This is a genomic window from Pontibacter sp. HSC-36F09 (assembly GCF_024171605.1).
In the GTDB taxonomy this organism is placed as follows: domain Bacteria; phylum Bacteroidota; class Bacteroidia; order Cytophagales; family Hymenobacteraceae; genus Pontibacter.
Map to the genome: position 1 here is coordinate 55,852 of NZ_JALKAA010000008.1, position 14,034 is coordinate 69,885.

Consider the following 14,034-nt stretch of genomic DNA (forward strand, 5'->3'; position numbering starts at 1 on the left):
GCACTTACACCTGTCGGGGCTTTTGCTTATTTTTGTCAGGTATACCTGCTATACCTTATTTACCTAACCTGTGCGTACACCCTTGAACAACTTCTTCCATACCAAGATCGAATTTCTGAAAGGCGTGGGACCGCAGCGGGCTGAGCTGATGCAAAAGGAGCTCAATATCTATACCTACGGCGATCTCATCCAGCACTACCCCTTCCGGTACCTCGATCGAACCCAGTTCTACAAAGTAGCCGAACTGGACGAAAGTATGCCTTATGTGCAGGTGCGCGGGCGTGTGCGGGGCAAAGAAGTGCTGGGCGAAGGCCGGAAGCAACGCCTTGCCGCTACTTTGGTAGACGAAGACGGCAACGAGATGGAGCTGGTCTGGTTTAAGGGGGTGAAGTGGATGCAGAAGACACTGAAAAACCACACCGACTACATCGTATTCGGCAAGCCTACATCCTTCAATGGCAAGTGGAACATGGCCCACCCGGAACTAGAGGAGCTGGGCGAGGAGAAACAGACAGCCTCTTTTTTGCAACCGGTATACCATACCACTGAAAAACTGAAAGCCTTCCGGGTAGAGAGCAAAGTGATTGCCCGCATGATGGAAGTACTACTGAAGGTCGCAGCACCCAACATACACGAAACGCTTTCGCCTGAGCTGATCGACCATTACCGTCTGATGAACAAGCGGGATGCGCTTATCAACATTCACTTCCCGCAGTCGGTCGAAAAGTATAACGCCGCCAAGTTTCGCCTGAAGTTCGAAGAATTCTTTTACATACAGCTGCGCCTGCTGCGCCAGAAAACGGTGCGCCGCGCCGATCTGGCGGGTCAGGTGTTCAGGCAAGTGCCGACCGTCACGGAGTTTTACAAAAACCACATGACCTTCGACCTGACCAATGCGCAAAAGCGGGTTATCAAAGAAATCCATAAGGACCTGACGGCTGGCAAGCAGATGAACCGCCTGCTGCAGGGCGATGTAGGCTCGGGCAAAACGATTGTGGCTTTCATCACCATGCTGATTGCGGCTGACAACGGAGCGCAGTCGGTGCTGATGGCACCTACCGAAATTCTGGCGGACCAACATTACACCGGCCTCAAGGCTTTTGCTGACCGGCTAGGTATAAACATTGGCAAACTTACAGGCTCTAGCAAGACCAAAGACCGCAAAGTACTGCACGAACAGCTGCGCTCCGGCGAGATGAAAATGATTGTGGGCACGCATGCGCTGCTGGAGGATGTGGTGCAGTTCCAGAACCTGGGGCTTTGCATTGTGGACGAACAGCACCGCTTCGGGGTAGAACAGCGGTCCAAGCTGTGGCGCAAGAACCCGCGCATCATTCCGCATGTGCTCGTGATGACGGCCACCCCTATACCCCGTACTTTGGCCATGACGCTCTACGGCGACCTGGATGTGTCGGTGATCGACGAGATGCCGGCTGGCCGTAAAGAGATTGTGACGGTGCACCGCTTCGACTCGCACCGCCTGAAGGTTTTCCAGTTTGTGCGCGACCAGATCAAGCTGGGCCGTCAGGTATACATCGTGTACCCGCTCATCGAAGAGTCGGAAGGCATGGACTACAAGGACCTGACCGATGGCTACGAAAGTATACGCAGAGCTTTCCCGGAGTACCAGGTGAGCATGGTGCACGGCAAACTGAAAGCACAGGACAAAGACTATGAGATGCAGCGCTTCGTCAAGAACGAGACGCAGATCATGGTGGCGACTACCGTGATTGAGGTGGGCGTGAATGTGCCAAATGCTTCGGTGATGATCATCGAGAGTGCGGAGCGCTTCGGTCTGTCGCAGCTGCACCAGTTGCGCGGCCGTGTGGGCCGTGGCGCTGAGCAGAGCTATTGTATCCTGATGACCGGGTATAAGCTGAGCAAAGACAGCAAGACACGACTGGAGACGATGGTGCGCACCAACAATGGCTTCGAGATTGCCGACATTGACCTTAAATTGCGCGGACCGGGCGACCTGATGGGCACGCAGCAAAGCGGTGTGCTCGACCTGCTCATTGCCGACCTGGCCAAGGATGCACCTATTCTGCAGGAGGCGCGTGCCGCCGCGCAACGTGTGCTCAACGAGGACCCTCAGCTGGAGCAGCCACAAAACCAGAATATCGTGCGGCACATCAAATCGCTGAGCGTAAATACGGTTAACTGGAGCCGTATCAGTTAAAAATTTCTATCTTTACAACGTTTGGAGGCACCTCGGCCAGGTATAGCTGAGGTTTAAAAAGGAACCGTGTGAAAATCACGGGCTGACGCGCAACTGTAAATAACACCCAATTGGCTGCCTCAAATTATCCATTGTCCGGAAGAGGATGAGAAGGATGGCAGCCAGGTTATAAGCCAGGAGACTTGCCCCAAATAACTTTACGCATGCTTTCGCGCCTAAAGCCTGTGGTCTGAGAAATTACGCGACTCCTAAAGCCATCCTGGCTTAAAAGAGTCGTAGCCTTTCCTTTCCGCCATTCTACAGCGCCAGCATGCAAAGCCACACGACTATGCTGGATACTTGCATCATCTTATCTATACCTTCTTTCCGGGCTACAATCCTTGCAGCGGTCAGCAGTGCATACGTATACCTTATCTTTAAAATTATACTTTTATGAATTTACAAGAACGCATTGCCCAATCGGAGACTCGCATATTCAAGGCCGTTTTTCCGAACACTACCAACCACTACGACACCCTGTTTGGCGGCACAGCCATGCAACTGATGGATGAAGTGGCTTTTATCACCGCTACCCGCTTTTGCCGCAAACGAGTGGTCACTGTTTCGTCAGACAGAATAGATTTTACCCAGCCTATACCTGCGGGCACCATTATCGAACTGATCGGGCAGGTAAAGCGCGTAGGCAACACCAGCCTGAAGGTGGAAGTGGAAATCTACATTGAAGAGATGTACTCTGACGTGCGGCTAAAGGCCATCCACGGCAGTTTTACATTTGTCGCCATTGACGAGAAGAAACAACCAGTGTCTGTATTGGAAAGTGAACTTCAGCGTTAAGGCAGGCTATACCTGTTTTTAGCTAATTTGCGTTAAAGGTTTTGTTTGTGCTGGTTCCACGAGAAACAATTTTATCCTATATTCGACCCGTCTATACCTGACGCAGAACATTTTGCTCACTGAAATTTCTAAAACTTATACCTTGAAAACACTTCATTTTTTGCCGCTTCTATTGCTGATGGCCTTATTGTCTGCCACAACAGCCGCTGCTCAGGGCAAGAAAGCTGCTATACCTTTCACCTATCTCCCTGACAACAACGAAGACCAGTATAACCAGAGCATTCCCAGCAAGACGCTGCCGCTGGGAACTGACGGTTTCGTGATCCTCAGCCGAAACAAACCGGGCGAGTATGCCATAGAGCGCTACAGCGCCACACTCAAAAAGGCCTGGTCAACGGCTATACCACTTGCTGCCGAAGAAACACTGGAGGCTTTTGCCAAAAACGAGGAGGCGGCATTGGTGGTCACGCACCGTCATGATGAAAAGGGAAACCAGGTGCTTTATGCGCATCGAATAGACCTGCGCAACGGCCAGAAAGACAAACCGGTGCTCTTGCTCGAAGCCCCCGCTGATGCCCGCAAAGCAGGTATAGCCCTGTCGCCGGATGGCACCAAGCTCCTCGCTTATCGCTTTATTGTGACGGGAAACCAGGTGGTGCAGGGTATAAGCGGTAGCCTGTACGACGGCAAACTTCAGAAATTGAAAGACACCAAGTACAACCTGAGCGACCTGCGCGGCATTGTGTCGGCCGAGGTGACCGTAAACGATGCCGGCGATCAATTCATCAGCCTGATCTCTGAAAATATGGAGCGACTGACCGTGCGACAGTATACTCTCAAGTCGCCGGTTGCCAAAGGTATGTCGGTGCTGGTAGGTGGCATGTTCGACGGCAAGAAGGTCTACATCATGGACAGTAAGTATGCCTTGCAACCCAACGGAAATATGTATGGCGTGGTGCTCACAGCCGATGAGAAAACAGGCGAGTATTACAGCCTGAAAGCCGTAAAATTTGATTTTGAAAACGACGACATGGTGTTTGCGGAGGAGTTCCGGTTTACGCCAGAATACTTGGCCAGTGTAAACAAGCTGGACAAGAGCAGTGGACCAAAAGCCAGTCGCCTGGAAGATATTTACCTGACCGACCTGATCCTGACACCGGAAGAAAAACTGATTGTGCTGGCCGAGAAGAAATACATGGAGGGCGGCGAGAATTCCCCTTACTATGCCAAAGAGGTCCACCTTTTTGCCTACGACCAATTTATGGGCACAGCCTGGAGCTCTGTGCTGATGAAAAACCAGAAAGCCCCGGCTGACGAAGCTTTTACAGGTATATCGTACCGCTATCACCTGACGGGCAACACACTGAACCTGCTCACCCTGGAAGAACTGGACGGCAAGTATGACCTATACCTGCGCCGCATCGACACCAACACTGGCAAAGCGGAAGCGCCAAAAGCAGCCGGTCTGAATGTGGCAAATGACAAGAACATCGCCTATGTAAAGGATTTCACGGCCTGGCTTTCAGAGCGAGATCTGGTAACGGTGGTGCGGCCATCCAAAAAAGCGAATAGCCTGCAGTTACGCCGTTTGCAGATCAAGTAATCAAGACACTCTTATACCTGACAGGAAGCGCGACCACTCTTTGGTCGTGCTTTTTTGCTTTTTGAGCTTCCGGGTGAAAGAGCTCAGCTGCACCAGCATGTGCACAAAACCCACATAGTCCACGATCTCAACATACATCTTAAACTCCCTCCGGGAACCCTCCAGCACTCCAAGCTTGTCTACTTTGTAGGTATTCATGGCTGACCAGGGAATCCAGCGCACCCGTTTGCGTCGCTTGATCATATAGCGGTTAATGGCGACCTCAAGTTGGTAACGTGCCACGGGTTGGGCCAGCACCTCCTCCAGATCACTCCGCCGCAGGAGCCGCTCGCCTGACAGCAATATATCGCTGCGATACCAGCGCACAAACCAGGGCGACCGGATACGGCGCAGGATGAGCATATCGACTTTTGTAGTATTTTGAAAGGCATAGATGGCCTTTTCAAGTTCGGTCCCATCTAACTCCTGCAGATCGGCGTCCATCAGGAGCACCTGCTCGTGCTGCACAAACTGGAGTCCATACTGTATGGCAGCGGCCTTTCCCCGGTTCTGGCTGAGGCGTATGACCTGTACACTTGGCCATTGCTGGCTTACCATGGTAGCCGTGTTGTCAGATGATCCGTCATCCACACAAATTACCTGCTGTATGCCATTTACATTGGTCACCACATCTAATACTGCCGCAATGCGGTCCTGCTCGTTATAACATGGAATAAGGCATGCTACCCCCATATGCTCTGATTATATTTATGCTTCGGTATTCGGGTATGTTTACGCACGATTAATCATTAAGTCACCAGAAGGTAACCCAATTAAACAAAAAGGCTGCCCCCTACGGAGACAGCCTTTCTTAAACTATAGATTTGTCAGAATCTAATACACAAATTCGTTTGCCTCTATCATAGAAGCTGCAATGCGGCGGCGGGCTTCTTTGGTGTTGTAGAGGTCTTTCTTGGTGAAGCGCTTCAGGCCCATGAACAACAGGCGCTGCTCGTCGCCCTCCACCATAGAGGCAATAGCGTCTTTACCGGCCAGGAAGGCAGTATCCACGGCATCGTTCACAGTTACGCGCACAATGTCGATCTGATTGGCCACGGCATCCTCACCTTTCATACCTACCAGTTTCTCCACGCGCAGCAGCGTTGACTCCGCCACATAAGTCTTGATAGCCATGTCGGCAATGTTCATCAAAATCTCCTGCTCCTTGGCCAGCGAGTTCATGTACTTCTGCACCGCTGTACCTGCTACCATCAGAATCGCTTTCTTCAGGTTACGGATCGCTTTGTGCTCTGCAGCAAACAGACCTTCTTCTTCCTCACCGAAATCAGGTATAGCCATCAGTTCATTTTGCACATTTTGCGCAGGTCCCATCAAATCTAACTCGCCGTTCATAGCCTTTTTCAGGATCATGTCTACGGTGAGCATGCGGTTGATCTCGTTGGTGCCCTCAAAGATGCGGTTGATGCGTGAATCGCGGTAGGCACGGTCCATTGGGTAGTCGGCCGAAAAGCCGTAGCCACCGTAGATCTGCACGCCTTCGTCCACCACGTAGTCCAGTACTTCAGAACCTTCCACTTTCAGGATGGCACACTCCACGGCAAATTCGCGGGCTGCGCCCAGCATGGCTTCGTTCTCGCCTTTGCCGGCAGCCAACAACTCCTGCTCTTTGCGATAGATGTCCATACCGCATCGGTACAAGGCCGACTCCACAGCATAGATGCGGATAGCCTGCTCTGCCAGTTTGTAGCGTATAGCACCAAATTTCGAGATTGGCAGTTTGAACTGCTGGCGCTCGTTGGCATACTTTACCGACAGGTCTGCCACTTTTTTAGCGGCACCCAAGGTAGCAGCGCAAAGCTTGATACGACCAATGTTCAGGATGTTGAAGGCAATCAGGTGACCTTTGCCGATCTCGCCCAATACGTTCTCTTTCGGCACTTCGCAGTCCGACAGGAACACCTGACGCGTAGAAGAACCTTTGATACCCATCTTGTGCTCCTCGTTGCCAAGGCTCAGTCCCGGGTAGTTTTTCTCTACAATGAAGCCTGTGAACTTGTCGCCGTCTACCTGCGCGAACACAATGAACACATCGGCGAAGCCAGCGTTTGTGATCCACATTTTCTGACCGTTCAGGATATAATGCGTACCGGCTTCGTTCAATACGGCTTTGGTTTTGGCTGCCAGGGCATCAGAACCAGAACCTGGCTCAGTGAGGCAGTAAGCTGCCGCCCATTCGCCGGAAGTCAATTTCGGCAGATAATTCGCTTTCTGCTCATCTGTACCAAAGTACAGGATCGGCAGCATACCTATACCTGTGTGTGCCGCAAAAGCCACCGGGAAAGAGTGTCCACCTCCTACTGATTCTGTTACCAGCAGCGAAGTGTTAAAGTCCATGTTCAGACCACCGTATTGCTCCGGCATGGATACAGCAAACAGTCCAAGCTCTCCAGCCTTTTTCATCAGGCCTTCCATCAGACCTTCTTCGTGGTTGTCGAGGCGCTCGAGCAGCGGGTTCACTTCTTCGCGCACAAAGTCCAGGCAGGTCTGCGCCATCATGCGCTGCTCCTCGCTGAACTCAGCAGGTATAAACACGTCCTGCGGATTCGTTTCTTTGATCAAAAATTCACCACCGCGAACAGTGGCCTTCTTGTTATCTGTTACATTTTCCATGGCAGATTATGATTAGTGTTTTAGGTACAGATTTTTTATTTGAGTAATTCATAGATGCCGGCAACACCCTGACCGCCGCCAACGCATGCCGTCACGATGCCGTGCTTGCCACCTGTGCGGCGCAGGTCACTGAAGAGCTGCACGCTCAGCTTAGCACCAGAGCAACCTAGCGGGTGACCAAGGGCAATAGCTCCACCGTTGATGTTCAGTTTGGCTGGATCGAACTCCAGGTGACGCATTACGGCGATGGACTGAGCCGCAAAAGCCTCATTCATCTCGATCAGGTCGATATCGTTGAGGGTCATGCCAGCCATTTTCAGGGCTTTCGGAACGGCGGCGATCGGGCCCATACCCATAATGCGTGGATCCACACCGCCAGTGCCGTAGCTTACCAGGCGTGCAATTGGCTCCAGGTTAAGCTCCTTCACCATACGCTCGCTCATCACGACTACAAAGGCAGCGCCGTCAGAGGTCTGAGACGAGTTGCCGGCCGTTACCGAACCACCAGCTGCAAACACTGGCCTCAGACGCGCCAGCGCCTCCATAGACGTATCAGCGCGAGGGCCTTCATCCGTATCGACTATATAAGACCGGGTCTTCTTCTTGCCGTTCTCGTCCACGTAAGTTTCCTCTACTGTGATCGGCACGATCTGGTCTTTGAAGTAGCCGTTTTTGATGGCGTTTATTGCTTTCTGGTGTGAATTGAAGGCAAATTCGTCCTGGTCTTCACGTGAAACACTGTAGTCGGCGGCCACTGCCTCCGCTGTCAGGCCCATGCTCAGGTACCATTCCGGGTTGTGCTTGGCGATATTGTAGTTCGGCACGGTCTTCCAACCCGCCGTCGGCACCATCGACATCGACTCGGTACCGCCTGCAATAATGCAGTCGGCCATACCTGCCGCGATGCGGTTGCTGGCAATGGCAATGGTTTCCACACCCGATCCGCAGTAGCGGTTCACAGTCATACCGGATACAGACATCGGTAGCGCCAGCAATGACACCATACGGCCGATCTGCAGGCCTTGCTCCGCTTCCGGCACGGCGTTACCCACAATGAGGTCATCTACGCGCTCCGGGTCAAGGGCAGGCACTGAGGCCAAAAGATGTTTGATAACGTCAGCGGCCAGGTCATCGGGTCTGGTGAACCGGAAGCCGCCGCGCCCGGCTTTGCCTACTGCGCTACGAAATCCGGCTACGATATATGCGTTGTTCATTTTGATGCTCTTTATAGTTTATACTATCAGCTATGATTCATTTTTATTTTGTCATCCTGTAAGGATCTTGGTAGTTAGGGTATAAGACTGTTATTCAAGGATCTGCTATTAGAAATCGCAGGTATGGATTCTCACTTTTAATAAGCTCCATTTTCTTCTCGCGATTCCAGCTTTTCAACTCCTTTTCTCTTTCTATTGCATGCTGCACGTAGGTATAGCGTTCATAGTAGAGAAGCTTGTAACAGAAGTAGCGACCTGCAAAAGTTTCAGGCTTGCCCCTGTTTTCCTTATGCTGTTCAATCCGATACACCAAGTCATTCGTCACACCCACATAAAGCACCGTTTTGCTTGGATTGGTCGTGATGTAGACAAAGTAATTATGGCTTTTCATAGCTAGGGCTTAACCTCCCTTTAACCAAGTTTCTTTCAGAATGACAAAGAACAAACAGCGAATGCTGCCTAAAACCACATTAATTTCTCAGCGGCTTGCCTGTAGTCAGAATGCTCTGGATGCGCTCGAGTGTTTTGCGCTCGCCGGTCAGTGACAGGAAGGCTTCGCGCTCCAGATCCAGCAGGTATTGCTCGCTCACTTCAGTCGGGGCTGACAGGTCGCCGCCGCACATCACGTAGGCCAGTTTGTGCGATATTTTCTGGTCGTGCTCCGAAATGTAGCGGCCGCTCACCATGGCGTTAGCTCCCGTAAGGAACATACCTAAAGCGCCTTTACCCTGTACCTTGATGTTGGTCTTTTTAGCCGGCTGCGTATATCCTGCCTCGGCCAGGCGAATGGCCTGCGCCTTTGCGTCTGCTATCAGTCGGTTGCTGTTGAGGGTAATGGCATCGCCTTGTCGCATAAAGCCCAGATCAAAGGCCTCTTTCGCTGAAGTTGACACCTTGGCCATACCTATGTTCAGGTAGATATTTTTGAGCGTGTTGTACTCGATGTCGCCGTCTTCGTACATCTCTGCTGCGCGGAGCGTCATTTCTTTGGTACCGCCACCGCCAGGTATAAGGCCTACGCCAAACTCCACCAGACCCATGTAAGTCTCAGCCGCAGCCTGCACGTGATCGCAATGCAGGTTGAGTTCGCAACCACCACCCAGCGTAAGGCCGTGCGGCGCGCCTACTACAGGTATAGCCGAGTAGCGCATGCGCATCATCGTGTTCTGGAACTGGCGGATGATCATGTTCAGTTCATCATAATCCTGATCCAGCGCATACATGTAGATAAGCCCCACGTTGGCACCGGCAGAGAAATTGGCACCCTGGTTACTTACTACCATGCCACGGAAATCCTTCTCGGCAAGCTCTATACCTTTGTTCAGCGCCATGATCACATCGCCACCGATGGTGTTCATTTTGGTATGAAATTCCACGTTCAGGATACCATCACCGAGGTCAATCAAGCTTGCTCCTGTGTTTTTCCACACCACGTTGTTGCTGCGCAGGTTGTCGAGAATGATGAAGTTCTCGGCACCAGGTATAGCTTTGTATTCTTTGCTCTGGATGTCGTAGTAGCGGCGGTTGCCGTTCTCCACGATGTAGAAAGACTCTTTACCGTTATTGAGCATCTCCTCTACCCAGGCCGCTGGCTGGTAACCAGCCTCAATCATGCGCTGCACCCCTTCGCGGGCACCGATTACATCCCAGTACTCGAACGGACCCAGTTCCCAACCAAAGCCGGCACGCATAGCGTCATCGATACGGTATAGCTCGTCAGAAATTTCAGGTATACGGTTGCTCACATACTGGAACAGCCCAAAGAGAGACTCGTTGAGGAATTGCGCAGCCTTATCGCTTTGCTTGGAGAAGGCTTTTACCCGCTTCTTCAGGTCTTCGATAGGCTTAAGCACTTCGAGGCTCTGGAATTTTGCACGCTGCTTCGGCCCGTACTCCATTGTGTTCAGGTCGAGCGTCAGAATTTCAGTCTTGCCTTTGGCGTCTTTTGTCTTTTTGTAGAAACCCTGCCCGGTCTTGTCGCCCAGCCACTTGTTTTCTACCATCTTCTGCAGGTAATCCGGCAGCTTAAACAACTCACGCGATTCGTCCTGCTCGCCAGTTTGGTACAAGCCGTTGGCTACGTTTGCTAAAGTGTCCAGACCTACCACATCCAGCGTGCGGAAAGTAGCAGATTTCGGACGACCGATAATCGGGCCGGAGATACGGTCTACTTCGTCCACGTTCAGGCCGAGCTTGTTCATCACCTGCAGGCCTTGCATGATGGCGTATATACCTACCCGGTTTGCAATGAAAGCCGGCGTGTCTTTAGCCAGTACCGTGGTCTTACCCAGGTATAGGTCGCCGTAGTGCATCAGGAAGTCAACCACACTTTGGTCGGTTTCCGGCGTAGGTATAATTTCTAAGAGTTTAAGGTAGCGCGGCGGGTTGAAGAAGTGCGTACCGCAGAAGTGCTTTCTGAAGTCATCGGAACGACCTTCCAGCATCATATGGATCGGTATACCTGATGTGTTGGAGGTGATCAGGGTGCCTGGCTTGCGATGTTGCTCCACCTGGTCAAACACCGTTTTCTTGATCTTCAGGTTCTCCACCACTACCTCAATAGTCCAGTCGGCAGTGGCGATCTCCTTCATGTTGTCCTCAAAGTTGCCCGTCTGGATAAGGCGGGCGTCGGACTTGCGGTAGAGGGGCGATGGGTTAGAGTTGATGGCGGCTTGCAGCGCAGTGTTCACAATGCGGTTGCGGACGTGCTTGCTTTCCAGCCTGAGCCCTTTTTTCTCTTCGTCGGGAGTCAGCTCGCGCGGCACGATGTCGAGCAGCAACACCTGCACGCCAATGTTGGCAAAGTGGCAGGCAATGCGGGAGCCCATTACGCCGGAACCCAGCACGGCTACTTTCTTAATAATTCTTTTCATAGAAAAAGCTTGATGGTCTACTATGGTTAGAAAATCTCTTTATTTTCGATCATGCTGATGATGCGCTCAGACACCCGGAAAAAAGTATTCAGTTCTTCCTGCGGTATAGCCCCCTGCACTTTGTGGTTAAAATGCAGCACCGTACGGCGCGACACCTCCTTCTTCTCGAGCCCTTTCTCTGTCAGAAAAATCCGCACCAGCCGCTTGTCCTTGTCGTCCGACACTTTATAGATAAGGCCTTTCTCCTCCATGCTTTTCAGGATGCGGGTCAGGCTACGCGCCTCCAGCCCAAGCAAAGGGGCTATTTTAGTGGCGGGAGTTCCTGTCTCCTGGTTGATGTTGAGTAATACGAATCCTATGGAAGTGGTAATATCGTTTTTGGCAGCCTCTGTATTATACATACGTGAGATAGCATGCCAACATACCTTTACATTATAATCTACGGTCTCTTCAGGCTTCATGCATTATAGTGTTTATACCAAATATATAAAATAATGTTATGCAAGCATACTATTTTAGGAAAAATATTAATTCCCCATCCGCTTTCGCTCACGAAAGCGGATTACGTGCTATAGTACCTTTTGCTCTAGTTTATGTATAATCCGGAGAATGGTTACAAACAAAAAACCCTTTCCGGTCGGGAAAGGGTTTTTTGTTATTCAGACGGTCTACCGTTTATTTTGGAATCGATTAATACATGCTGTCGATTTCTTTCTGGTAGTTGGCCGTAATGTTCTTGCGCTTCACTTTCAGGGTTGGTGTCAGCTCGCCGCTTTCTACGGTCCACATATTCGGTACGAGCGTGAACTTCTTAATGGTCTCGTACTGCGCCAGGCCTTCGTTCGTCTTCTCTATCTCACGCTTATACTTTTCCAGAATCTCTGGTTTCTTTATCATATCGGCATCAGAGGTATACGGTATACCTTTGTGAGCGCACCAGTCCTGCAGGCCCAGGAACGAAGGCACGATGAGCGCGGCGGCGTACTTTTGTCCGGCACCTACCACCATGGCCTGCTCAATCACCACTGACTCCTTCAGCTTGTTCTCGATTGGTTGCGGTGCCACATACTTGCCACCCGACGTCTTGAACATTTCTTTCTTGCGGTCCGTGATCTTTATATACTTGCCGTCTACCAGTTCCCCAATGTCACCGGTATGGAACCAGCCTTCAGCATCGATCACTTCAGCCGTCAGGTCTGGCTTTTTGTAATAGCCTTTCATTACGTGCGGTCCGCGGGTGAGGATCTCGCCGTCCTCTGCAATTTTCACTTCCACACCGTCAATCGGCAGGCCAACGGTGCCAATCGCATTATTTTCCGGCTCAAAACGGTTCACAGCGATTACGGGAGAGGTTTCTGTTAATCCATAGCCTTCCATCACGCGGATGTTGGCCGACCAGAACACGCGCGCCAGACGTGGCTGCAGCGCAGCGCCACCCGAAACGATCGCAATAATGTTGCCGCCCAGCGCCTCACGCCACTTACTGAAGATCAACTTATTGGCCAGTTCGAGCTGTTTGTTGTACCACCAACCTTTGTCTTCGCGGGTATCGTACTCCAGACCGAGTTCGAGCGCCCAGAAGAACAGCTTGCGCTTTACGCCGGTCAGCTCCATACCTTTGGCCACGATCTTGTCATATACCTTCTCAAGCAGACGCGGCACGGTGGTGAACACATGCGGCTGCACTTCTTTCAGGTTGTCGGCCACTTTCTCGATGCTCTCGGCATAGTAGATGGACACCCCGATGCGCATGTATAAATAAAGGAGCATGCGCTCGAAAATATGGCAAAGCGGCAGGAAGCTCAGCGCGCGATGGTGCTGGTTAACCGGCACATAAGGTAGTGTGCCCGTTACGTTGCTGATAATGTTGTTATTGGTCAGCATCACCCCTTTCGGGTTTCCGGTTGTTCCAGAGGTATAGATAATGGTCAGGACATCGTCAGGCGAAACAGCCGCTTTCATCGGTTCAAGTTTCGCCACATCCTCTCCTTCAGCCATTTTCACCACTTCTTTCCAGTGCCTGGCGCCGTGTATCTCGTCGAAGGTATAGATTTCTTTGATGCTCTTCATCCCCTCGGTCGCGGCCACCACTTTGTTATAGAGTTCAGCGTCAGAAACAAACACCGCCTTCACCTCCGCATCGTTGAAGATGTAGCGGTAATCTTCTACAGTAATGGTCGGGTACATCGGCACGCTGATAGCGCCTATCTGCTGGATGCCGAAGTCAGCGAACACCCATTCCGGGCGGTTCAGGGAAATGATGGCTACTTTATCGCCTTTGCCTATACCTAGCTTCAGCAGACCAAGACTCACCTTGTTGGCCATGTCCTGCACGTCCTGCGTGCTGTATTTAATCCATTGTCCGTTAACTTTTGTGGCAAGACAGTCGGGCTGAGGCAGATTTTGCAACTGAAAAGGCAGCAGATCCAGGGCGCGGGTTACATTCATGGTGATTGCTTAGGTTAGTGTCAGTCTTATGTAGGGCAGTATGCTTAATGGCACAACATCGGCCATGCCTGCGTTCTTTAGTGCATTTTAACTATTTTTTTCTGAAATTTCTATACCTGCCTGCACAAATATTTGTCAATCCTTATATTGATAGCACTTTTTACACTAAAAAGTTATACTTAGCTAAAAGGCGCTCGCAAAAGCTGCATTTTT

At 51.3% G+C, this 14,034-nt stretch carries 10 protein-coding genes and 1 riboswitch; of the genes, 3 read left to right on the forward strand and 7 right to left on the reverse strand.

Annotated elements, in window-relative coordinates:
* Nucleotides 1–82 precede the first annotated feature (82 nt).
* The 3 genes from recG to L1278_RS18005 all read left to right on the forward strand — a co-directional run bounded on the left by recG (nt 83) and on the right by L1278_RS18005 (nt 4,616).
* On the forward strand, nt 83–2,179 hold the full coding sequence (gene recG, locus L1278_RS17995) for an ATP-dependent DNA helicase RecG (protein ID WP_253406488.1): 2,097 nt from the start codon (nt 83–85) through the stop codon (nt 2,177–2,179).
* A gap of 8 nt (nt 2,180–2,187) precedes the next feature.
* A riboswitch (cobalamin riboswitch) is annotated at nt 2,188–2,384 on the forward strand.
* A 227-nt stretch (nt 2,385–2,611) separates the two neighbouring features.
* Nucleotides 2,612–3,013, forward strand: a complete 402-nt coding sequence (locus tag L1278_RS18000; RefSeq protein ID WP_253406411.1) for an acyl-CoA thioesterase — start codon at nt 2,612–2,614, stop codon at nt 3,011–3,013.
* Between the two features lie 142 nt (nt 3,014–3,155).
* Complete coding sequence (locus L1278_RS18005) at nt 3,156–4,616, forward strand: hypothetical protein (protein WP_253406412.1); 1,461 nt, start codon at nt 3,156–3,158, stop codon at nt 4,614–4,616.
* Here the strand turns inward: L1278_RS18005 and L1278_RS18010 are convergent, their stop codons facing one another.
* From L1278_RS18010 to L1278_RS18040, 7 genes are all read right to left on the reverse strand, one after another.
* On the reverse strand, nt 4,617–5,348 hold the full coding sequence (locus tag L1278_RS18010; protein WP_253406413.1) for a glycosyltransferase family 2 protein: 732 nt from the start codon (nt 5,346–5,348) through the stop codon (nt 4,617–4,619).
* A 141-nt stretch (nt 5,349–5,489) separates the two neighbouring features.
* On the reverse strand, nt 5,490–7,286 hold the full coding sequence (locus L1278_RS18015) for an acyl-CoA dehydrogenase family protein (RefSeq protein WP_253406414.1): 1,797 nt from the start codon (nt 7,284–7,286) through the stop codon (nt 5,490–5,492).
* A 35-nt stretch (nt 7,287–7,321) separates the two neighbouring features.
* Nucleotides 7,322–8,500 carry an acetyl-CoA C-acyltransferase gene (locus tag L1278_RS18020; RefSeq protein ID WP_253406415.1) on the reverse strand — a complete coding sequence of 393 codons (1,179 nt, stop codon included), beginning with the start codon at nt 8,498–8,500 and terminating at the stop codon, nt 7,322–7,324.
* A 94-nt stretch (nt 8,501–8,594) separates the two neighbouring features.
* A complete protein-coding gene (locus tag L1278_RS18025; RefSeq protein ID WP_253406416.1) occupies nt 8,595–8,891 on the reverse strand; it encodes a GIY-YIG nuclease family protein in 297 nt (98 codons plus the stop codon).
* Between the two features lie 79 nt (nt 8,892–8,970).
* Entirely contained in the window at nt 8,971–11,373 is a 2,403-nt protein-coding gene (locus L1278_RS18030) for a 3-hydroxyacyl-CoA dehydrogenase/enoyl-CoA hydratase family protein (RefSeq protein ID WP_253406417.1), read from the reverse strand.
* A gap of 26 nt (nt 11,374–11,399) precedes the next feature.
* Nucleotides 11,400–11,834: a MarR family winged helix-turn-helix transcriptional regulator gene (locus L1278_RS18035; RefSeq protein ID WP_253406418.1), complete on the reverse strand. Its 435-nt coding sequence runs from the start codon at nt 11,832–11,834 to the stop codon at nt 11,400–11,402.
* Between the two features lie 229 nt (nt 11,835–12,063).
* A complete protein-coding gene (locus tag L1278_RS18040) occupies nt 12,064–13,821 on the reverse strand; it encodes a long-chain fatty acid--CoA ligase (RefSeq protein WP_253406419.1) in 1,758 nt (585 codons plus the stop codon).
* Between the last annotated feature and the right edge of the window lie 213 nt (nt 13,822–14,034).

Excerpts from the sequence above, each read along its gene's own strand:
- L1278_RS18000 (WP_253406411.1), top strand. The coding sequence starts at position 2,612 with ATGAATTTACAAGAACGCATTGCCCAATCGGAGACTCGCATATTCAAG.
- L1278_RS18010 (WP_253406413.1), bottom strand. The coding sequence starts at position 5,348 with ATGGGGGTAGCATGCCTTATTCCATGTTATAACGAGCAGGACCGCATT.
- L1278_RS18015 (WP_253406414.1), bottom strand. The coding sequence starts at position 7,286 with ATGGAAAATGTAACAGATAACAAGAAGGCCACTGTTCGCGGTGGTGAA.
- L1278_RS18020 (WP_253406415.1), bottom strand. The coding sequence starts at position 8,500 with ATGAACAACGCATATATCGTAGCCGGATTTCGTAGCGCAGTAGGCAAA.
- L1278_RS18025 (WP_253406416.1), bottom strand. The coding sequence starts at position 8,891 with ATGAAAAGCCATAATTACTTTGTCTACATCACGACCAATCCAAGCAAA.
- L1278_RS18030 (WP_253406417.1), bottom strand. The coding sequence starts at position 11,373 with ATGAAAAGAATTATTAAGAAAGTAGCCGTGCTGGGTTCCGGCGTAATG.
- L1278_RS18035 (WP_253406418.1), bottom strand. The coding sequence starts at position 11,834 with ATGAAGCCTGAAGAGACCGTAGATTATAATGTAAAGGTATGTTGGCAT.
- L1278_RS18040 (WP_253406419.1), bottom strand. The coding sequence starts at position 13,821 with ATGAATGTAACCCGCGCCCTGGATCTGCTGCCTTTTCAGTTGCAAAAT.